This window comes from Mesorhizobium sp. WSM4849, from assembly GCF_055811385.1.
Map to the genome: position 1 here is coordinate 231,080 of NZ_JBVVPW010000006.1, position 21,243 is coordinate 252,322.

The window sequence follows — 21,243 nt, forward strand, 5'->3', positions numbered from 1 at the left end:
ATGAGCACATTTTCGCCCCGCGAGATCGTTTCGGAACTCGATCGCTTCATCATCGGCCAGAAGGACGCCAAGCGCGCCGTGGCCATCGCCTTGCGCAACCGCTGGCGCCGCCAGCAGCTCGAAGGCCAGATGCGTGAAGAGGTGATGCCGAAGAACATCCTGATGATCGGCCCGACCGGCGTCGGCAAGACCGAGATCTCGCGCCGCCTGGCACGCCTTGCCGGTGCGCCGTTCGTCAAGGTCGAGGCGACCAAATTCACCGAGGTCGGCTATGTCGGCCGCGACGTCGAGCAGATCATCCGCGACCTGGTCGAGATCGCTATCGGGTTGGTGCGCGAGAAAATGCGCGAGGATGTCAAGGCGCGGGCCCATATCAATGCCGAGGAACGTGTGCTGGAAGCGCTCGTCGGCAAGACGGCGAGCCCGGCCACGCGCGACAGTTTCCGCAAGAAGCTGCGCGACGGCGAGCTCGACGACAAGGAGATCGAGATCGAGGTGAGCGATACCGGCACTGGCGGCATGCCCGGCTTCGAGATCCCGGGCATGCCGGGCGCCAATATCGGCGTGTTGAACATCAACGACATGCTGTCGAAAGCGATGGGCGGCCAGAAGACCAAGACGCGCAAGACGACGGTGAAGGAATCCTACGCAGTGCTGGTCGGCGACGAGTCCGACAAGCTGCTCGACCAGGACGAGGTGGTGCGCAGGGCGCTCGAATCGACCGAAAACGACGGCATCGTCTTCCTCGACGAGATTGACAAGATCGCCTCGCGCGAAGGCGGCATGGGTGCCGGTGTTTCCCGCGAAGGCGTGCAGCGCGACTTGCTGCCGCTTGTCGAAGGCACTACGGTCGCGACCAAATACGGGCCGGTGAAGACGGACCACATCCTGTTCATCGCATCGGGTGCGTTCCACGTTGCCAAGCCGTCCGACCTGCTGCCCGAACTGCAGGGCCGTCTGCCGATCCGCGTCGAGCTGCGTGCGCTGGAGAAGGACGATTTCGTCCGCATCCTGACCGAGACCGAGGCCAGCCTGATCAAGCAGTACATCGCGCTGATGAAGACCGAGGGCGTCGATCTCGTTTTCACCGACGACGCCATCGATTCGCTGGCCGGCATCGCCGTCGATCTCAACGCCAGCGTCGAGAACATCGGCGCCAGGCGGCTTCAGACGGTGATGGAGCGGGTGCTGGACGAGATCTCCTATGACGCGCCGGACCGCCATGGCACGGCGGTGACCATCGACGCCGCCTATGTGCAAAAGCATGTCGGCGACCTGTCCAGAAACACGGATTTGTCGCGTTTCATCCTGTAGCAGGCGATCCATCCTACAAGAAATGGGCCGGGCGAGCCGGCAAGTTCTGAAACGTGTGGCCAAATGGAAGCATCCGGCCAGCTTTTGTCTTGCCAGGCGCAAGGGCTCTCGACTCCCCATCCAGCTTTACCTAGTTTGCCCGGCAACTACAGCGCCGCGCATCAGTTGGGCGTGCAAGGGGCGTTATTCAGTTGGTTTTGCGCATGACCCCGAAAATCGATTCCGGGGGTTATGCGCTGTTGCAGGCGGCGCGCATGAAAAAACTGATCCTCGTCATTCTCGGGCTGACGCTGGCGACAGCCATGTTCGCCGCCGAAGCGGCGACGATGGTGCCGCCGGGCAACAGTCATGCCGAGCAGCCCAACATACCGGGCGCCTCAAACCGGCGCACCCAGGCCACCAACACCACCTTCCAGGCAAAATACAGCAAGGTCTATGCGCTGCTGCAGCACGACGCCGGTCTTCGCGGCAAGATCAGCCAAGCGGCGGCGACCTATGGCATCGACCCGATGCATATCGTCGGCGCCATCGTCGGCGAGCACACCTACAATGTCGACGCCTATGACCGGCTGCAGACCTACTACGTCAAGGCGATCTCCTATCTGTCGAGCAAGCTGTCCTTCGCCTATGAAGGCGAGGACATCACCGATTTCGTGCAGCGGCCGCAATTCCAGGAATGCGCCGGCAAAACGGATAGTTACACGCTCTGGGAATGCCGCGAGCAGGTGTGGAACCAGTCCTTTCGCGGCAAGACTGTCGGCGGCGAGATCTTCCCCGACGACCGCTTCGGCGCCACCTTCTTCCAGCCCTATTATGCCGGCCAAACCTTCGGCCTTGGTCAGCTCAATCCGCTGACCGCGTTGCAGATGAGCGATCTCGTGCACCAGGTTTCCGGCCTGCCGAAGCTCGACGTCGGCGATCCGAACGCGGTCTACAAAACCATCATGGATCCGGACCTGACACTGGATTATGTCGCAGCGACGATCCGGAAATCGATCGATGCCTACCAGAGCATTGCCGGCTTCGACATATCGGGCAATCCCGGCATCACATCGACACTCTACAATGTCGGCAATCCGGAACAGCGCGCCCATGCGCTGAAGGCCGAGAACGACAGGCGCCGCGACGCGGGCGAACCGGAGAAGCTGCCCGAGGAAAATTACTATGGCTGGCTGGTCAACGACAAATTGCCGGAGCTGAAGGCGTTGTTTTAGTGGTGAAATCCGACTCTTGGTGCCTGACGACCACAGCCGCCCTGGGGTTGAGCTGCTGTTGGCGAGAGCCGATACGAGAGCGCAAATGCAAGTGGACGACGCACTCGGCCAAAGAGCCTATTGCCCTTGATGCAATCCCTTGCATCCGCGCACCCCAGGCGCGTGGCGATGGCTGGGATCGTCAGGCTCGGGTCAAGGAGCAGGCGTTTGCTTCGCGCATTCGGAATTCGAGCACATAGCGGGCCGGCGATATCCCGAGGACAAGTGAAAAACGTTCTGCGAAGGTGGACCGCGACATGGCCGCAGTTCTCGCCAGTCGGGCCAGAGACCAGCTTTCCCCCGGCCTCGTATGGATGCCGAGCAGGGCGGGGCCAAGTCCTCGATCGCGCAGCGCAGCGAGCCAGCCTCGGCGATGGTCATCGCTATCCCCAGCCCAATCGCGAACAATGATGCTGATGGCTGCATCGGCCACACGGGCCATTATCGTGGCCGAGCCTACGCTTTCTTCCGTCATCTCCGCCGCCATTACCTCCAGCAGCATGCCGAGTGACCGGGTACGGTTCGGTCCCTCGCGAAGCACAAGTTTTGCGGGCATGGACCCAATCAGTCGATCGGCCAGCGGTTCCTCGAAATCCACGGTGCAGCAGAAAATGAGGGATCGGGCACCCCGCCGCCGGTGTTGAGGGAATAGCTTGTGTCGGATATCTGTCTTGGGCCCAGGAGCGCGAGATCGGTCACCGCACCGTCAGGGTCGTCGGCGATGACATGTTTGGTGCCATGCGGAAGGAGCACGACGTCGCCCTTGTCCAGCCGCTCCGGTTCAGACCCCTCGACTAGCACCCAACAGGTGCCTTCGGCCACGAAATGGAAGCGAATTCCTTTTTGGAATTGCAGGCCGATGCCCCAAGGCCGCGTTACCTCGGCCCGGCAGTAACTCGCCTCCGCTGGCCTGAGGTCACGCAGGAATTGTCCGAGAAGATGGACAGGATCGGCAGAATTGGATGATCGAGCATACATCTCGGACGCAATATCATTGTTCGTCCGGCATTCCACAATAGGCTTCTTCCCTGCTACCAATAGTTTCGTGGCAACGTGGCAACATTGAGGGAGATGTCGGTGCTTTTTCCAAAGCTCGTGGCGGCGATAGCCGCAGTTATTATCCTGCCGTCTCAGACTTACGCGCTGGAGAATACATACCTGCCCGTTGAGAAGGTGCCGTATTATGAGGAAATGCCTGGCCAGCCCCACCGACTGGGTCCCTTATGGGGCAAGCGCGATGTGGGTCCGGCCGGAACGCTGCTGAAAGTCCCCGGGGGATGGCAAGCACCCATACATGCACATACGGCAGACTATCAGGGCGTTGTCATCGAGGGCACCTGGAGCCACTGGGTGCCCGAAACGGGCGAGGGCAAAGGCATCGAACTGCGGCCCGGATCATATTGGACCCAGAAGGCAGACCAGATGCATGCCGATGCCTGCATGTCCGAAAAGCAGTGCGTGATCCTTCTTATCAACACCGAGCCTTATTCCACTCTTTTCAAGAGCCGGTAGCTGGACATCAACAATGCAGTGGGACCTGGACGGGCAGAGGCCTAATGGCGACCAAGCGTCGGGTTGTCACCACTAGAACGACAAGCGTTCCGCCAGTTCCGGAACCCGCACCGGCTCATGCCGCCAGCAGCGACTTCAGCTTGATCGTTTGCGAACCGAGCGCCTCAGGCGCCGGCTTTGCCCTTCTTGCGATCAGCATCTCGGCCAGCCTTATGTCGCGGGCGACCGCGTTGCCCGGGCCGATGCCGCTCGCTGCGACGAGCCTGCCGTCCTGCGCCAAATGGAACAGGATGAAGGCGCCGTCGTCGAGATCGCGACGCACGACCTTGCTGCCCTCGTCCGAGAGCCCAGATATCTGCAAGGTCAAGCCGTACTGATCCGACCAGAACCATGGCACCGCCGCGTGGGCCTCACCGGCGCCGAGCATGTTCCTGGCCGCAAGCGCGCCCTGCTCCTGCGCGTTGCGCCAGGCTTCCAGCCGCACGCGCCGGCCGCCATAGACGGCAACCGGAAACGAGCAGCAATCGCCGGCGGCGAAGATGTCCGGATCGCTGGTGCGAAGCGCGGCATCGACAGCTATGCCGTTATCGATCGTCAGCCCCGCCTCCGCGGCAAGTCCGGTCACCGGCACGGCGCCGATGCCTATCACCGCCAGATCGGCGACGATGTCCTGCCCGCCGGCAAGCGCGATGCGCACCTGGGCGCCGTCGTCGGCGATCGCAGCGATCCCGTCGCCGCACAGGATTTTGACGCCTTCGGCTTCATGCGCCTCGTGGATGATTTTGGCGATCTCGGCCGGCACGCCGCGAGTCAGGATGCGCGGCTGCGCCTCAATGATAGTGACCGTGGCCCCCAGCCTGCGTGCCGCGGCGGCAAGCTCGAGGCCAATGAAGCCGCCGCCAACGATGGCAATGCGGTTTCCGGCGCTGAGATGAGCGCGAATGGCCAGCGCGTCGTTGAAGGTCCGGAGATAGACACAGCGCGCGCCAAGCCCCGGCATCGGCAACTTGCGCGGCACCGATCCGGTTGCCAGCAAGAGCTTGTCGTATGGCAGGATCGAGCCGTCCGACAGGCGCACGCCATGCGCCGCGCGGTCGATCGCGACCGCCTGAACCGAATGGATATGCCGGATCGATCTCTCGGCCAGGATCTCATCGCTGGCGATCGCTTTGATCACGGGCACATCGCTGGCCATCGCGTCTTTCGACAGCGGCGGCCGCTCATAGGGCAGATGCGGTTCGTCCCCGACAAGCGTCACCGGCCCGTCATAGAAGAGATCGCGCAGCGCCAAGGCAGCCCGCCCGCCGCATTCGCCGGCACCGATGATCACCATCCCCTTCGTCATCACCGTCACCCGATCTGAATGAGGATTTTGCCGGCGTCGAGCTTGACCGGATATGTCCTGAGATTGACGCAGACCGGAGCGCCCCTGGCCGCCCCGGTCTTGTAGCTGAAACGGCCATTGTGCTTCGGGCATTCGATGATGTCGTCCATCACCAGCCCGTCGGCCAGATGCACCTTCTCATGCGTGCAAAGACCGTCCGTTGCGAAATATTCGTCGTCGGGGCTGCGATAGATGGCGAAGGTGCGGCCGCCATGGTCGAACCGCATCACGTCCTCTTCGTCGATGTCTTCGGCGTCACAGGCCTCGACCCAGTCGCTCATTGGTCCTCCCGGCAGAATTTTGCTTGGTCAACTTGCCCGGTACGGGCGCATCTCATTCCGCTGCTGCCGCGACAGCATCGTTATCGTTGTGGAATTCCTCACGATAGGGCTTCGCGGTCGGCGGCAGCGCGCGCTTGAGGAAATAGTCCCCATTCCGCAGCTGGCGCAGAAAGGCAGGTATCATCTCGCGATAGCCGGCCAGGATCGACGGCGTCGGCGCCGGCAGATCGTGCTTGATCAGCTCATGCAGCCTCGGCAGCGCATGATAAGGCACCATCGGAAACATGTGATGCTCGACATGGTAGTTCATGTTCCAGTAGATGAAGCGGCTGATCGGGTTCATGTAGACGGTGCGGCTGTTGAGGCGGTGGTCGATGACATTTTCGGCGAGGCCGCCATGCTGCAGCAGGCCAGTCATGACGTGATGCCAGGCGCCGTAAAGCCGGGGCAGCCCGACCAGCATCAAGGGCAGGAACGAGCCGCTATAAAGTGCCAGCGCGATGGTCGCGGCATAGACCGCGGTCCAGATGCGGGCAATGCGGATCGCCTTCGGCTGCTCCTGCTCGGGAATGAAGGTCTTTTCCGCCGGGCTGATGATGCCGGCCGCATTGCGAACCATGTCGCTCATGGCATGCCAGGCATCGACAATGCCGAAGAAATTGAGCACGACGCGCAACAGGTCCGGTGGGCGCATCACCGCGATTTCCGGATCGCGGCCGACGATGATCGTATCGGTGTGATGCCGCGTATGGCTCCAGCGCCAGGTCACCGGATTGCGCATGATCATGAAGCAGGCGATCTGATAGATCGCATCATTCATCCACTGCGTCCTGAACGCGGTGCCGTGACCGCATTCGTGCCAGCGTGAATCGGTGGAAGAGCCGTAGAGAACGCCATAGACGAAGAAGAACGGCACGCACCACCACGTGCCCCAGAACCAGGCACCGCCCGCTCCGCTCAGGATCAGGGCGCCGAGCCAGATGATGGTATCGCGGATCGCCGGCCCGTCGGAGCGCTGCATCAGCGCCTTCATCTGCTTGCGGGGCACGTCGGTGTGATACCACTCGGCCGCCGCCAGCCCGGTCTCGACGGCAAGCTTCGCGTCGCGGCCGAGCAGGCTGTAGTCGCGCCCGGACGGTGCTGCGTCCATCGTTGCGTCCATGGGAGTGCCTCCACCAGCGCCCTGCGATCCGCCCCGGCCAATGACCGGGCCGCGGTCGCAAGCATCGTAGGCTAGAAATAGCGCCAAGCCATGATAGGCTCAATATCACAAAGATAGTTTCTATCATTTCCCATCAGAATGATGTAGACTGCTTTGGCAAGCGAAGAGACAGCCATGGCAAAACGGCCGACCATTACCGATCTGGCGCGCGCCTCCGGCGTCAGCGTCGCCACCGTCGACCGGGTGCTGAACAATCGCCTGCCGGTGCGTGAGGAAACCGCGCGCCGTGTCTATGAGGCCGCGACCGATATCGGCTATCACGCCGCCGGACTGATCAAGCAGCGGATGCGCCAGGAACTGCCGGAGTACCGGCTCGGTTTCCTGCTGCTGAGGGGCAATGATGTTTTCTACAGCGATTTCGCGCGGGAGCTCGAACTGGCGGTGTCGCAATCGCAGCGCTTCCGAGGCGTCGCAACCATCGACTTCGCCAGTTCGCTGGCGCCCGACGAGATCGCTGCCCAGATGCGCAAGCTGGCGGCGAAATCCAGGGCCGTCGCCCTTGTCGGTCCGGACCATCCGACGCTGACGGCAGCCGTCGAGACCCTGAAGGCAAGGGGGCAACCCGTCTTCTCCCTGCTATCCGACTTTGCCGCCGGCATCCGCGAAGGCTATGTCGGCCTCGACAACCGCAAGGTCGGCCGCACCGCGGCTTGGATGATCGCCAGGGCGGCGAGGAAACCCGGCAAGGTCGCCCTTTTTGTCGGCAGCCATCGCTTCCATGGCCATGAGCTACGCGAGATCGGCTTCAGATCATTCTTCCGCGAGCATGCGCCGGAATTCACGGTGCTGGAGACGCTGGTCAATCTGGAGGCCAACCAGGTGACCCATGATGCGATGATCGATCTTCTGGCGCGGTACCCGGATCTTGCCGGCTGCTACGTCGCCGGCGGCGGCATGGAAGGCGCGGTCTCGGCGCTCAGGGCAGCGAGGCCCGTAAATATGCCGGTGGTCGTCTGCAACGAGATCAACGCCGAATCGCGCGCGGCGCTCGCCGACAACATCCTGACCATGGTGATTTCGACGCCGCTGGCAGCACTATGTCGCGAGCTTGTCGGGCTGATGGCGCATGCCATCGAGGCAGGCGCTGCCAATGCGCCGGGCCAGACCTTCCTGCCCTTCGATATCTATCTACCGGAAAACATCTAGGTTCGGGCAAAACGTCTGGGCTCAGACAGGGATCCAGGTTCAGATCGGGCACCACGATGCGTCGGCAATGATGTGAACCATCAAGCAGATGGATTCTTGCAGAAGATTTGCCGGCCCTCAGCCGCGTTATCCGAAAATCCGGCATCAGCTTTCGGAATCTCCTTGACGCCCGCACGCAGAATGGAATAAATATTTCACCAACTAGGCATTTTGGTTCTTTCGTTCCGGAACGTATGTTTCAGGCAGAGGAATTGGCGTTCCGGTCAACGCGGAAATCGCCATCGGGAACGGAGATGGCAATCGGGAGAGGTTCCCTGGGAGATCGGGGATTCCGGGTAGATCGGTGCAGCCGGACACCAATTCTGTGGAGGAGAGATAAAATGAAGAAACTGCTTTTGGGCGTCGTGTTTTCGGCGCTGATGAGTTCGTCCGCCCTCGCTGCCAAGGTCGGCGTGTCGATGGCCAAGTTCGACGACAATTTTCTCACCGTGCTGCGCAACGGCATGATCGAGCAGGCCAAGGGCATGGAGGGTGTGGAACTGCAGGTCGAGGACGCGCAGAACGACGTCGCCAAGCAGCTCGACCAGATCAAGAACTTCGTCGCCTCGGGCGTCGACGCGATCATCGTCAATCCGGTCGACACCTCGGCCACCCAGGCGATGTCGGACGCCGCGGCTGCGGCCAAGGTTCCGTTGGTCTACGTCAACCGTGAGCCGGTCAATGTCGACACGCTGCCGGACAACCAGGCTTTCGTCGCCTCGAACGAGGTTGAGTCAGGCACTCTCGAGACCCAGGAAGTCTGCCGCCTGTTCAAGGAAGCCGGCAAGACCGAGGCCAATGTCTACGTGATCATGGGCGAGCTGTCGAACCAGGCCGCGGTGCAGCGCACCAAGGACATTGACGATGTGATCGCCACACCGGAATGCAGCTTCATCAAGATCATCGACAAGCAGACGTCGAACTGGAACCGTGACGAGGCTCAGAATCTGATGACCAACTGGCTGTCGACCGGCACGCCGTTCGATGGCGTGATCGCCAACAATGACGAAAGCGCCATCGGTGCCATCCAGGCCATGAAGGCTGCCAACATCGACATGAAGTCGGTTGTCGTCGGCGGCGTGGACGCCACTCAGGACGCGCTTGCCGCGATGCAGGCGGGCGATCTCGACGCGACCGTGTTCCAGGATGCGGCCGGTCAAGGTGCCGGGGCGCTGGACGCGGCGCTCAAGCTTTCCAAGGGCGAGGCGGTTGAACAGAAGGTCTACATCCCCTTCCAGCTGGTCACGCCGGCAAACATCGACAAGTTCCTGCAGAAGAACTGAGGCAGAGGACCGTTTTTCGATAGGGAGCGGCGCGTCAGAGCATCGGACCGGTTTTTAGGAAATCCGATGTTCGAAACAAGAGCATCGGGAAATCCGATGCTCAAAACAAAGGGACGGCGCCGCTCCTTTTTCTCTCATCGCCGTAGACAGGCGGGAGGGCGACTGCTGACGGAGGAAGCAAGATTTGGCACAGACAACCCATGGCGTCGGCGGACTGAGCTATGATGCGAAGAAGCGCACATGGCCTGCCGAATTCAACGTTTTCCTGGCGCTCATCATCCTGGTCGGCGCCTTCGAGCTGATCGGCCGCGTCTTTCTTGGCGACAGCTTCCTGTTCAACACCCGCGCCAACGTCGATACGATCTTCAACGAAGCGCGCCTGCAGATCATCATCCTGCAGGTGTCGATCGTCGGCATCATCGCCATCGGCGTGACGCAGGTGATCATTTCCGGCGGCATCGACCTTTCTTCGGGTTCGATCGTCGGCGCCACGGCGATGATTGCCATGAGTTTCGCCCAGGTGGCGACGGTCAACGGCAACCCTAACCCCAAGGCGATGTTCATCGAGCAGGGCTGGACTGACCTGCCGGTGATCGTGCCGGTGCTCGTCGCGATCGGCTGCGGCCTGCTGGCGGGCTTGATCAACGGCTCGCTGATCGCCTACACGCGCATTCCGCCGTTCATCGCCACGCTCGGCATGATGGTCACCGCGCGCGGCGTCGCCAAATGGTGGTCCAAGGGGCAGCCGATCTCGTTTCCCACCGAAAGTTTCGCCGCAATCGGCAAGGGGCTGATGCCGGTCATCATCTTCATATCGCTGGCGATTCTGTTCCAGCTGATCCTGTCATACACCAGGTACGGCAAGCACTGTTATGCCATCGGCTCCAACGAGGACGCCGCCCGCATGTCCGGCATAAATGTCCAGAACCACAAGATCCTCGTCTTCGTCATTGCCGGCATCCTCGCCTCGCTCGCCGCCGTGGTGCTGAGTTCCAAGAACCTCACCGCTCAGGCCGGCATGGGCGTAATGTACGAACTGGACGCGATCGCCATGGCAGTCATCGGCGGCGTCTCGCTGTCGGGCGGCCGCGGCTCGATCATCGGTACGGTGATCGGTGCGCTGATCTTCGGCGTCATCATCTCCGGCTTCACCTTCCTGCGCCTCGACGCCTACTACCAGGAGATGGTCAAGGGCGTGATCATCATCGGCGCAGTCGTTCTCGACCAGTGGCGCCAGCGCCTGCGGGCAATGAGGGCTTGATCATGTCAGACATTGTCCTGAAGACTGAAAACCTGACCAAATACTACGGCGGCGTGCATGCGCTCGAAAGCGCGAACTTCGAACTGCGCAAGGGCGAGCATGTCGCCATCATGGGTGACAACGGCGCCGGCAAATCGACCTTCGTGCGCCAGATCACCGCCGTCGAGCAGCGCACTAGCGGCAAGGTCTGGTTCGACGGCAAGGAAGTGAACTTCGCCGGCCCGATCGCGGCGCGCGAGGCGGGCATCGAAACGGTGTTCCAGAACCTGGCGCTTGCCGACGATCTCGACGTGCCATCGAACCTGTTTCTCGGCCGCGAAAAGGTGCTTTTCAATCTCGGGCCTTTCTCGATCCTCGATCGCAAGTTCATGCGCAAGGCGACCGAGGCAGCGTTGATCCGCACGGCGGTCAAGATTCCCAACCTTTCCAACACCATCCGCCACATGTCGGGCGGCCAGCGCCAGTGCGTGGCGATCGCCAGAACCGCTACCTTCGCTTCCAAGCTCATCATCATGGACGAGCCGACGGCAGCACTTGGTGTGCAGGAGACGATGCAGGTCGAAAACATCATCCGCACGCTGAAAGCCAATGGCGAGCCGCTGATCCTGATCAGTCACAACATGCGCCAGGTGTTCGACCTGGTCGACCGTATCGTCGTCTTCCGGCGCGGCCGCATCGTCGCCAATCTGCGCAAGCAGGACACCGACGGCAACGACATCGTCTCATACATCACCGGCGCCAAGACCGGGGAGGCAGAACTTGCGGCCTAGAATGGATGCCGAGGTGGCGGGTCATCAGCGCGTCGCCGGTCTGCTACGATCAGAAAACCGCCTGCGCCTCTTTGCCTGACAGGCAGGCGCGGACACACTTGCTTTCGAACCATCCCAAAGGATTCCCATGCCTCTCCGTTTCGCTCTTCTCGGTGCCGGTCGTATCGGCAAGGTCCATGCCCGCGCCGTGGGTTCCAATCCGCAGGCCAGGCTGGTCGCCGTCGCCGATGCCTTCGAGAAAGCGGCGACCGAGCTGGCGTCGGCCTATGGTGCTGAAGTGCGCAGCATCGAGGCCATCGAAAAAGCCGGGGATATCGATGCGGTCATCATCTGCACGCCGACCGATACCCATGCCGATCTGATCGAGCGGTTCGCCAAGGCCGGCAAGGCGATCTTCTGCGAGAAGCCGATCGACCTCGACGCCGGCAGAGTGGAGGAATGCCTGGCCGTGGTCGACAAGGCCGGCGCCACTTTGATGGTCGGCTTCAACCGCCGCTTCGATCCGCATTTCGCCGCCGTGCGCAAGGCGATCGACGACGGCGCCATCGGCACCGTCGAGATGGTGACCATCACATCGCGCGATCCAGGCCCGCCGCCGCTCGACTATATCGGCCGCTCGGGCGGCATCTTCCGCGACATGACCATCCATGATTTCGATATGGCGCGCTTCCTGCTCGGCGAGGAGCCGGTGGCGGTCAGCGCCCATGCCTCGGTGCTGGTCGACAGACAAATCGGCGAGGCCGGCGATTTCGACAGCGTCAGCGTCATCCTCGAAACCGCCTCCGGCAAGCAGTGCATCATCTCCAATTCGCGGCGCGCCACCTACGGCTACGACCAGCGCATCGAGGTGCATGGCTCGAAAGGCATGGTCGCGGCCGAGAACCAGCGGCCGGTGTCGATCGAGCTAGCCAATGAAAAGGGCTATACGCGCCCGCCGCTGCACGACTTCTTCATGACCCGCTATCTCGACGCCTACGCCAACGAGATCGCCGCCTTCATCGCGGCAGCGACGTCAGGCAAGGAGGCGGCGCCGAGCGGCAAGGACGGGCTCGTCGCGCTGAGGTTGGCGGACGCGGCGCTGAAATCGGCTAGGGAAGGCAAGACCATTCGCCTCGACAACACAGTCTGACTATCAAGCACAGGAGCAAGGCGATGAACGGTTCCGCCGGTCGCAATTCCGAAACACGCGCTATCGTCACCGGCGGCGCGCAAGGCATCGGCTTCGCCGTCGCCGAGACGCTGGCCGACGAGGGCTGCCGCGCCCTGGCGCTGGTTGGCCGTTCCAGGGAGAAGGGCGACAAGGCGGTCGCCGCACTTGGGAAAAACGGCGTCGACGCCATCTTCATCAGCGCCGACGTCTCGGTGGTGGCCGACTGCAAGCGGGTCGTCGAAACGGCGATCGCTCATTTCGGCACCGTCAATTCGCTGGTCAACGCTGCCGCCACCTCGGCCCGCGGCTCACTGGTTGAGACCACCGAGGAAACATTCGACCAGATATTTCAGACCAATGTGCGCGGCCCCTTCTTCCTGATGCAGGGTGTGGTGGCACACCTGCTCGACCGCAAGGCGCCCGGCTCAATCGTCAATGTGCTGTCGATGTCGGCGCATTGTGGCCAGTCGTTCCTGGCGCCCTATTCGTCGAGCAAGGGCGCACTGGCGACGCTGACCAAGAATGTCGCCAATGCCTACCGCAGCAATCGCATCCGCTGCAACGCCGTGCTGCCCGGCTGGATGGATACCGAGGGCGAGGCGATCGTGCAGAAGAAATGGCACGACGCGCCGGACGACTGGCTGGAAAAGGCCGAGGCCGCGCAGCCGATGGGCCAATTGGTGAAGCCGGACCAGCTTGCCTGGCTGATCAGCTATATGGTCAGCTCGCAGTCGGGCGTCATGACCGGGTCGCTGGTCGATTACGACCAGAACATTGCAGGGTCGTCGCCGGAGTAGCATCATCAGACGGTGGGTGGTGTCTCAGTTTGAATTTCGGCTGTGGGTGGTTTTCTGCCCTCCGCCTCGCCAATCGGAACGAGCAGGCAGCGCCAGAAGCGGAACTACAAATGCGCAGCCAGGAAGGTCCGGCATCGCCCCCGAGGCGGACCTTCCCAAAATTTGCCCGGAAGCCCGCGCCCTGCCCCATTGATGCCCAATGCGGCTTGTGCAGCTCTGAATAAGTAGCCATTGTGAAGGTGAGGCCATCGGGGGCGCACGTGAAGGCAGACAGTCAAGCTGTTCGTATGAACGGGGCGGATGTCCTCGCTGAAGTGCTTTTGGCGAATGACGTTACGGTATGCTTCGCCAATCCGGGAACATCGGAAATGCATTTCGTCGCGGCGCTGGATCGCAAGCCAGAATTGCGATGCGTGCTCGGTCTCAGCGAGGGCGTCGTCACCGGCGCTGCCGACGGCTACGCGCGAATGACCGGTCACCCCGCCGCAACCTTGCTTCACACAGGACCAGGGCTTGCCAATGGGTTGGCCAATTTGCACAACGCACGCCGCGCCCGCACACCGATGATAAATATCGTGGGTGACCATGCTTCCTATCACCTTCCGCTCGACGCGCCGTTGGCCACGGACATCGAAGGACTGGCAGCGCCGATGTCGAATTGGGTGCGTCGCGTCAACGGTTCCCTGGATGTCGGCCCTACGGCTGAGGCGGCCTATCGTGCCTCGTTGTCGCCGCCAGGAGTTGCAACGATGATTCTGCCTGCCGATGCTGCGTGGGGAGAGGTTGCCGCGCCTTCGCCTTGGCGAAAGATATCGATCGACACACCTCGCTCGCCCGATCCTCAAACGGTGCGAGCGGTGGCAAGAGCCATCCGCGCCAATCCGGGGCGCGTCGCAATCGTTGTCGGCGGAACCGCTGCGCGCGCCGACGCGCTTGCCATCGCAGGCCGGATCGCGACTGCGTGCGACGTTCGGCTCTTCAACGAAGTGTTGGTAGCCCACACTCAGCGTGGCCTCGGGCGAGTCGCTCCGGTGCGCATTCCTTATCCGATCGACTTGGCGCTCGATGTCTTGAAGGACCTCGACCTGTTAGTTCTTGTCGGCGCGCCGGAACCGGTGGCGTTCTTCGCGTATCCAGGAAAGCCCGGTAGGTTGGTTCGGGATGATTGTACAGTCCTGACGCTGACCAAGCACGGCGAGGATTTGAAGGGAGCGCTGGAAGCACTGCATGACGAACTCGGCGTGAAGCGAACGCAGTCCCTGCAACTGATCGCGCCAAAAGGAGACGAAGGCTATCCAGTTGGACAACTGACTGACGATGCGGTTGCGGTTATTGTCGCGCACAAAATTCCCGACAACGCCATCATATGCGAGGAGGCAATAACCTCTGGCCGACGGTTCTTCGCACTCTCCGCCTTCGCGGCTCCACATGACTTCATCTCGCCGACGGGAGGATCCATCGGTGACGGCATCCCTCTGGCAACGGGTGCTGCTGTCGGGTGTCCGGATCGAAAGGTAATCAACCTCCAGGCCGATGGGAGCGCCATGTATACCGTGCAGGGGCTTTGGACCCAGGCCCGCGAGCATCTCGATGTGACGACGATCATCTTCTCAAATCGGACTTACGCAATCCTCCACGCCGAGATGCGTAACGTTGGGGTCGCCTCCATCGGGACAAATGCTCAACGAATGCTCGATCTCGATAATCCCCCAATCGATTGGGTCTCCCTTGCGCGCGGTTTTGGCGTCGAGGCAGCAGTTGCCACCACCTGCGAGACGTTCAGTACGCTGCTTGATGCGGCCTTGTCGCGCCAGGGGCCGTTTCTCATCGAGGCACGATTATGAAAGTGCCTAATTGGCAAAGGCGCTGCGTGTTTTTTCCGGCTCAAATGACAAAAGTTCCACCGCTTTCGAACCTTGCATGGCGACCACATAAAGGTCGCCTTGGGGTCAAGGGCGTGAATTCGGCACGAGCGAACGAACTTCCGCAACGGGTCGTGAGCCGAAATTCAAATAGAGACACTACCGACGCGTGACAAGCGCTCCGGCTTCGGCTATAGGGCTGACATGATCCACCTGACCGCCTCGTTCTGGTATTTTAGCTACGGCAGCTCGCTGGCGGCGGGAGGATTGCGCTCGATCTGAAGATTGCAGCAACAACATCCGATCAGCCGCCAGACCTGGCGGCTTTTTTGTTTCAGCCGGCAGGTCTCCCAACCAGGAGCAGAAAGCCGTGTTGACCACCACCGACGATCTTCGGGTCAAGGAAATAAGGGAATTGAGTACGCCGGACCAGGTGATGCGGGAGATACCGCGCACGCTGACGGCGACGCGCACCGTTGCCGCGGCACGCAACGCCATCCACGCCGTGCTGACCGGCGCCGACGATCGGCTGATCGTCGTCGTCGGCCCCTGTTCGATCCACGACCCGGCCGCTGCCGTAGACTATGCCAGCCATCTGGCGGGGTTGCGCGAGAGCCTGTCGGACCGGCTGGAGATCGTGATGCGCGTGTATTTCGAGAAGCCGCGCACGACGGTCGGCTGGAAGGGCCTGATCAACGATCCCGACCTCGACGGCAGCTTCAACATCGACAAAGGACTGAGACTGGCCCGCAACGTGCTCTCCGCCGTCAACAATCTCGGCCTTCCGGCGGCGACCGAATTCCTCGACATGGCGACCCCGCAATACATTGCCGACCTCGTCGCCTGGGGCGCGATCGGCGCGCGCACGACAGAGAGCCAGATCCATCGCGAACTTGCATCCGGCCTGTCCTGCCCGGTCGGCTTCAAGAATGGCACCGACGGCAATTTGCGGATCGCCGCCGAAGCGGTGAAATCCGCCGCTCAGCCGCATCATTTCATGGCGGTGACGAAGGGCGGGCGCAGCGCCATCGCGACGACCACCGGCAACGAGGACTGCCACGTCATCCTGCGCGGCGGCATCGTGCCGAACTATGACGCGTCGAGCATAGCTGCCGCCTGCGCGGAACTCGGCCGGATCGGCGTAGCGCCACGGCTGATGATCGATGTCAGCCACGCCAACAGCAACAAGAAGCCGGAGAACCAGCCGACGGTGGCGGCTGACGTGGCGGGCCAGGTCGCGGCAGGCGATGAGCGCATCATCGGCGTCATGATCGAGAGCAACCTCGTCGCCGGCCGGCAGGACATCATGCCCGGCAAGCCGATCGTCTACGGCCAGAGCATCACCGATGGCTGCATCGACTGGGCAACCACCGAGACGGTGCTGCACGGCCTTGCCGACGCCGTCGAGCGGCGCCGATCAGCGCGACGCGCTATCATCTCCAGCCGTCCGGGCGCCGCCTGAAGCTTTCACCTTCTCCCCTTGTGGGAGAAGGTGAATCGGCGCGCAGCGCCGAGCCGGATGAGGGGTGCCGGACGGGATGCTGCGTTAAAAAAAGGAATGATTTTAAAGGCTTATAACTTCAAAGGTAGCGATCCGTCCAACACCCCTCATCCGACCGAGCTTCGTTCGGCCACCTTCTCCCACAGGGGGAGAAGGTGAGCCAACGCCGGCGCTACCTCACATCAACCCAGCGCAGTTCCTCGAATGAGCTCGCCATGGCATGCACGGTGCGCTCGATTTCGAGGCCCCCGTCGAAATCGATGATCCGCGCCGGCTTGCCGGCCAGCCGCGTCAAAAGCTCCCGGCATTCGATGATCTTGAGATCGTTGAAGCCAAGCCCGTGGCCGGGTGCCGGCAGGAAGGCGTCGTAGGGCTTGTGATGCGGCGCCACCAGGATGGTGCGATAGCCTTGCTCGGTCGGCCGGTCAGCGGTGAGATAGAGCTGGAACTCGTTCATCCGCTCCTGATCGTACAGGATCGAGCCCTTCGAGCCGAAGATCTGGATGGCGATCCGGCCCTTGCGGCCCCAGGCCGAACGGTTGACCAGCAGCGTGCCGGCAATGCCGTTTTCGAGATGCATCAGCACGCTGGCGATGTCGTAGGTCTCAACCGCCCGGCGCCCGCCCGACGCGACGCGGCGATCGGCATAGGGTTTTGCCATGTCGCACATGACGCGGGCGACGCGGCCGAACAGCACGGCGACCAGCGACAGCGGATGCACGGCGAAATCGTCGAGCGCACCGTAACCGGACGCCGCCTCGTGCTTCCAGAAGAACTGCGCCTCCGGGTCGGCCATGAAATCCTCGTCCATCTCGATGCGCAGATGGTTGACCTCGCCGATGATCTTCTCGTCGAGCAGCGCACCGATATGGCGGATGGCCGGGTTCTGGATGTAGTTGTAGCCGAGCGCCGCCACCTTGCCGGACTTTTGGGCCGCCGCCGCCATGGCTTGCGCCTCGGCAAAGCTCGGCGCCATCGGCTTTTCGCACCACAAATGCTTGCCGGCTTCGAGGATGGCGATGGCCATCTCCGGGTGGAACTGGTTGGGCGTGGTCAGCGAGACGATATCGACATCCGGATCATCGACGACAGCGCGCCAATCGCCGGAGCCCTTGGCGAAGCCGAATTCGGTGGCACGGCGTTTGGCAAGGTCCTCTGTGACCTCGCCGAGATGGACCAGCCTTGGCTTGGCCACGTCGGGAAAGACGGTGCCGACCGTGTTCCAGGCGATGGCGTGACACTTGCCCATGAAGCCTGTGCCGATAAGACCGACTCCGACCATTTCCCTTGTCTCCGCTGCCAGGACGATTTTGTGTGGATGAATTAGTCCATTTTATCCAGAAATGGAACGCATGCCTCATTTTTTATGGCCTTCTTGCACAGGCTCGCTATGATGGGGCACACACGGCATCGATTGATGGCTTAGGCGGAGCGACGATGGACGAACGGGTGCCCCGCGATTTCGAAACGCTGCGTTCGACGATCCTGGAACGGCGCCATAGCCTGCCCAAGCGCATCGCGCAGATCGCCGCCTATGCGCTCGACAATCCTGACGATATTGCCTTCGGCACCGCCGCCAGCATCGCTGCCTCCGCGGGCGTCCAGCCTTCGACCTTGATCCGCTTCGCCCAGCAGCTCGGCTTCGACGGCTTCACCAGCCTGCAGCTGGTGTTTCGCGAGCGCCTGCGTGAGCGCAATTCGTCTTATGACGAAAGGCTGGCGGCATTGCGCGCCAAGGCCGAGGAAGGCGCCGGTCACCGGGCGATCTTCGACGGCTTTGTCGCCGCGGCCAGCACCTCGCTCAACGATATTTCAGGCAGGTTGAACGAAGACCATTTCGAAGATGCGATCGCCTTGCTGGCCAAAGCGGAGACCATCTATGTGCTGGCCAAGCGTCGCTCCTATCCGGTCGCCTCCTACATCGCCTATGCGCTGGGCAAGCTCAAGATCCGCAACCAGCTGATCGAATCGGCCGCCGGCCTCAACGCCGAGATGATCGGCTTTGCCTCGCCCCGGGATGCCGTCATCGCCATCAGCTTCTCGCCCTATGCCCCGGCGGCCATCGAGGAGGCGCGCGTCATCTCGGAGCAAGGCGTGCCGATCGTGGCGATCACCGACAGCTCGTTCTCGCCGCTCGCCCAGTTCGCCAAGGTCTGGTTCGAGGTCGCGGAGGCCGATTTCGCCGGCTTCCGCTCGCTGTCGGCGACGATGGCGCTGGCCATGGCGCTGACCGTTGCAGTTGGCGAAAAGCGGCGCGATGCCGGCAGGAAGCGCAAGGCCTAGACAACTTTTCTCTTGTTTGACCATGATCTTTTCCGAAAACCGGGCGCCACTTTTTTGCTTCGCTGACCTTCGGTTCGGGATCATGGTCTAGCACTTTTCAGTAAAGGAATGCGCGTTCCATATTGACTATGGATTGGAATTATTATTTCATATTGCCGGCGCCACGCTGCCGCTCGCGCGTGTACCCCAAGACAACAAGGCTGATGGGAGGTTCGAATGGGCGAAGCCGTGGACGCGAAACATGCGCCGCTCGACGTTATCACCATCGGTCGCGCCTCCGTCGATCTCTATGGCCAGCAGATCGGCTCGCGCCTGGAGGACATCACCTCCTTTGCCAAGTCGGTCGGCGGCTGTCCGGCCAACATTTCGGTCGGCACGGCGAGGCTCGGCCTGCGCTCGGCGCTGCTCACCCGCGTCGGCAACGAGCAGATGGGCCGCTTCATCCGCGAGCAGCTGACCCGCGAGGGCGTTTCCGTGGCCGGCCTCAGGACCGACCCGGACCGGCTGACCGCGCTGGTGCTGCTGTCGGTCGAGGACGAAGGCGTCTCGCCGATGATCTTCTACCGCTCCGACTGCGCCGACATGGCGCTTTCGGAAGACGATATCGACGAAGCCTTCATCGCTTCGGCACGTGCGATCGTCGTCACCGGTACGCATTTTTCGCGGCCCAACAGCGATGCCGCGCAGCGCAAGGCGATCCGCACTATCAAGGCCAAGGGCGGCAAGGTGGTGTTCGACATCGACTACCGCCCTAATCTCTGGGGTCTCGCCGGCCATGCCGAAGGCTTCGAGCGCTACGTGAAATCCGACCGGGTCTCCGCCCAGCTGAAGACAGTGCTGCCCGACTGCGACCTGATCGTCGGCACCGAAGAAGAGATCATGATCGCCTCCGGTGCGGATGATTGCCTGAGCGCGTTGAAGACCATCCGCTCGCTGTCCAAGGCCACGATCGTCTTGAAGCGCGGCGCCATGGGCTGCATCGTCTATGATGGGCCGATCAGCGATGATCTCGAAGACGGCATCGTCGGCAAGGGCTTTCCGATCGAGGTCTACAATGTGCTCGGTGCCGGCGATGCCTTCATGTCAGGCTTCCTGCGCGGCTGGCTCGGCGAGGAAAGCCTGGAGACGGCGGCGACCTGGGCCAATGCCTGCGGCGCCTTCGCCGTGTCGCGGCTGCTCTGCGCGCCGGAATACCCGACCTTCGAGGAACTGCAGTTCTTCCTGAAGAACGGCAGCAAGCATCTGGCCTTGCGCAAGGACGAGGCGATCAACCATATCCATTGGGCGACGACGCGCCGGCGCGATATTCCCTCGCTGATGGCGCTGGCCTGCGATCACCGTATCCAGCTTGACGATGTCGCCGCGAAAGCCGGTGCCGATCCGTCGCGTATCCATGATTTCAAGGTGCTGACGGTCAAGGCGGCGGCAAAGGTCGCCGCCGGCCGTGCCGGTTACGGCATGCTGCTCGACGAAAAATACGGCCGCGAGGCGATGTTCGAATTCGCTCGCCATTCCTTCGCCTGGCTTGGCCGGCCAGTCGAATTGCCCGGATCTCGGCCGCTTCGTTTCGAATTCTCGCAGGATATCGGCTCGCAATTGATCGAGTGGCCGGTCGACCATTGCATCAAGTGCCTGTGCTTCTACCACCCCGACGACCCGGAGGCGCTGAAGACCGAGCAGCAGCAAAAGCTCAAAAGCCTGTTCGAGGCCGCGCGGAAAGTGGGGAGAGAACTTCTCATCGAAATCATCGCCGGCAAGCACGGCAAGCTCGACGACACGACGATCCCACGGGCGCTGGAAGAACTCTATGCGCTTGATATCAAGCCCGACTGGTGGAAGCTTGAACCGCAGGCTTCAGCCGGGGCTTGGGCAAAGATCGAAGCGGTGATCCTGAAGAACGATCCGTGGTGCCGCGGGATTGTGCTGCTCGGCCTGGAAGCGCCACATGACGAGCTGGAAGCGGCCTTTGCCGCGACCGCCAAGGCGCCCATCGTCAAGGGCTTCGCCGTCGGCCGCACCATCTTCATCAACGCGGCCGAACAATGGCTTGCCGGCAAGATCTCGGACGACGAGGCGGTGGCCGACATGGCGTCGCGCTTCGAGAGGCTGACCGAGGCATGGCTTGCCGCGCGCGACCGCAAAGCAGCATAAGAAGGCGCGACATAAGGACTGCGGAGGAAAACAA

The 21,243-nt window shown here is 62.1% G+C and carries 19 protein-coding genes; 13 read left to right on the forward strand and 6 right to left on the reverse strand.

The genetic code is table 11. From position 1 onward, the window contains the following. Together hslU and AC0L3L_RS08905 are read left to right on the forward strand one after the other, a co-directional pair. A complete protein-coding gene (gene hslU / locus AC0L3L_RS08900; protein WP_292179811.1) occupies positions 1–1,314 on the forward strand; it encodes an ATP-dependent protease ATPase subunit HslU in 1,314 nt (437 codons plus the stop codon). A 254-nt stretch (positions 1,315–1,568) separates the two neighbouring features. Beyond that, positions 1,569–2,528 (forward strand): DUF1402 family protein, encoded by a 960-nt coding sequence (locus AC0L3L_RS08905; RefSeq protein WP_473484563.1) that lies wholly within the window; start codon positions 1,569–1,571, stop codon positions 2,526–2,528. Between the two features lie 181 nt (positions 2,529–2,709). On the opposite strand, the gene AC0L3L_RS08910 is transcribed toward AC0L3L_RS08905, so the two are convergent. Together AC0L3L_RS08910 and AC0L3L_RS08915 are read right to left on the reverse strand one after the other, a co-directional pair. Next, positions 2,710–3,165 carry a cupin domain-containing protein gene (locus AC0L3L_RS08910; RefSeq protein ID WP_473484484.1) on the reverse strand — a complete coding sequence of 152 codons (456 nt, stop codon included), beginning with the start codon at positions 3,163–3,165 and terminating at the stop codon, positions 2,710–2,712. After that, on the reverse strand, positions 3,132–3,545 hold the full coding sequence (locus tag AC0L3L_RS08915; protein ID WP_473637278.1) for a cupin domain-containing protein: 414 nt from the start codon (positions 3,543–3,545) through the stop codon (positions 3,132–3,134). The genes AC0L3L_RS08910 and AC0L3L_RS08915 overlap by 34 nt, the downstream gene beginning before the upstream one ends. A gap of 99 nt (positions 3,546–3,644) precedes the next feature. On the opposite strand from AC0L3L_RS08915, the gene AC0L3L_RS08920 reads away from it, so the two are divergent. Further along, entirely contained in the window at positions 3,645–4,079 is a 435-nt protein-coding gene (locus AC0L3L_RS08920; RefSeq protein ID WP_473637279.1) for a DUF4437 domain-containing protein, read from the forward strand. Between the two features lie 115 nt (positions 4,080–4,194). On the opposite strand, the gene AC0L3L_RS08925 is transcribed toward AC0L3L_RS08920, so the two are convergent. From AC0L3L_RS08925 to AC0L3L_RS08935, 3 genes are read right to left on the reverse strand one after another with little or no spacing between them, the layout of a single operon-like run. Then, positions 4,195–5,424 carry an NAD(P)/FAD-dependent oxidoreductase gene (locus AC0L3L_RS08925; RefSeq protein ID WP_473637280.1) on the reverse strand — a complete coding sequence of 410 codons (1,230 nt, stop codon included), beginning with the start codon at positions 5,422–5,424 and terminating at the stop codon, positions 4,195–4,197. 5 nt (positions 5,425–5,429) lie between these two features. Next, positions 5,430–5,744 (reverse strand): Rieske (2Fe-2S) protein, encoded by a 315-nt coding sequence (locus AC0L3L_RS08930; RefSeq protein WP_292210939.1) that lies wholly within the window; start codon positions 5,742–5,744, stop codon positions 5,430–5,432. Positions 5,745–5,796: 52 nt separating this feature from the next. Further along, positions 5,797–6,906 carry a fatty acid desaturase family protein gene (locus AC0L3L_RS08935; RefSeq protein ID WP_473637281.1) on the reverse strand — a complete coding sequence of 370 codons (1,110 nt, stop codon included), beginning with the start codon at positions 6,904–6,906 and terminating at the stop codon, positions 5,797–5,799. Between the two features lie 174 nt (positions 6,907–7,080). On the opposite strand from AC0L3L_RS08935, the gene AC0L3L_RS08940 reads away from it, so the two are divergent. The 8 genes from AC0L3L_RS08940 to AC0L3L_RS08975 all read left to right on the forward strand — a co-directional run bounded on the left by AC0L3L_RS08940 (position 7,081) and on the right by AC0L3L_RS08975 (position 16,736). Further along, on the forward strand, positions 7,081–8,112 hold the full coding sequence (locus AC0L3L_RS08940; protein ID WP_473484498.1) for a LacI family DNA-binding transcriptional regulator: 1,032 nt from the start codon (positions 7,081–7,083) through the stop codon (positions 8,110–8,112). A gap of 380 nt (positions 8,113–8,492) precedes the next feature. Continuing rightward, on the forward strand, positions 8,493–9,434 hold the full coding sequence (locus tag AC0L3L_RS08945; RefSeq protein WP_473637282.1) for a sugar ABC transporter substrate-binding protein: 942 nt from the start codon (positions 8,493–8,495) through the stop codon (positions 9,432–9,434). A gap of 184 nt (positions 9,435–9,618) precedes the next feature. Then, complete coding sequence (locus AC0L3L_RS08950; RefSeq protein ID WP_123146217.1) at positions 9,619–10,695, forward strand: ABC transporter permease; 1,077 nt, start codon at positions 9,619–9,621, stop codon at positions 10,693–10,695. Positions 10,696–10,697: 2 nt separating this feature from the next. Next, positions 10,698–11,465, forward strand: a complete 768-nt coding sequence (locus AC0L3L_RS08955) for an ATP-binding cassette domain-containing protein (protein ID WP_023796933.1) — start codon at positions 10,698–10,700, stop codon at positions 11,463–11,465. Between the two features lie 127 nt (positions 11,466–11,592). Next, positions 11,593–12,594: an inositol 2-dehydrogenase gene (iolG, locus tag AC0L3L_RS08960; protein ID WP_473637283.1), complete on the forward strand. Its 1,002-nt coding sequence runs from the start codon at positions 11,593–11,595 to the stop codon at positions 12,592–12,594. 23 nt (positions 12,595–12,617) lie between these two features. Beyond that, the gene (locus AC0L3L_RS08965; protein ID WP_473484506.1) at positions 12,618–13,412 is read left to right on the forward strand and encodes an SDR family oxidoreductase; all 795 of its coding nucleotides are present in this window, start codon (positions 12,618–12,620) and stop codon (positions 13,410–13,412) included. A gap of 287 nt (positions 13,413–13,699) precedes the next feature. Next, positions 13,700–15,256 carry an acetolactate synthase large subunit gene (locus AC0L3L_RS08970; RefSeq protein ID WP_473484508.1) on the forward strand — a complete coding sequence of 519 codons (1,557 nt, stop codon included), beginning with the start codon at positions 13,700–13,702 and terminating at the stop codon, positions 15,254–15,256. Between the two features lie 388 nt (positions 15,257–15,644). After that, entirely contained in the window at positions 15,645–16,736 is a 1,092-nt protein-coding gene (locus tag AC0L3L_RS08975; protein ID WP_473637284.1) for a 3-deoxy-7-phosphoheptulonate synthase, read from the forward strand. A 211-nt stretch (positions 16,737–16,947) separates the two neighbouring features. Here AC0L3L_RS08975 and AC0L3L_RS08980 read toward each other — a convergent pair whose 3' ends face one another. Beyond that, positions 16,948–18,057, reverse strand: a complete 1,110-nt coding sequence (locus AC0L3L_RS08980) for a Gfo/Idh/MocA family protein (protein WP_473637285.1) — start codon at positions 18,055–18,057, stop codon at positions 16,948–16,950. A gap of 155 nt (positions 18,058–18,212) precedes the next feature. Here AC0L3L_RS08980 and AC0L3L_RS08985 point away from each other — a divergent pair, with 155 nt between their 5' ends. Both AC0L3L_RS08985 and AC0L3L_RS08990 read left to right on the forward strand, forming a co-directional pair. Next, positions 18,213–19,058: a MurR/RpiR family transcriptional regulator gene (locus AC0L3L_RS08985; RefSeq protein WP_473637286.1), complete on the forward strand. Its 846-nt coding sequence runs from the start codon at positions 18,213–18,215 to the stop codon at positions 19,056–19,058. 216 nt (positions 19,059–19,274) lie between these two features. After that, entirely contained in the window at positions 19,275–21,209 is a 1,935-nt protein-coding gene (locus AC0L3L_RS08990; protein WP_473637287.1) for a bifunctional 5-dehydro-2-deoxygluconokinase/5-dehydro-2-deoxyphosphogluconate aldolase, read from the forward strand. Positions 21,210–21,243: the final 34 nt, after the last annotated feature.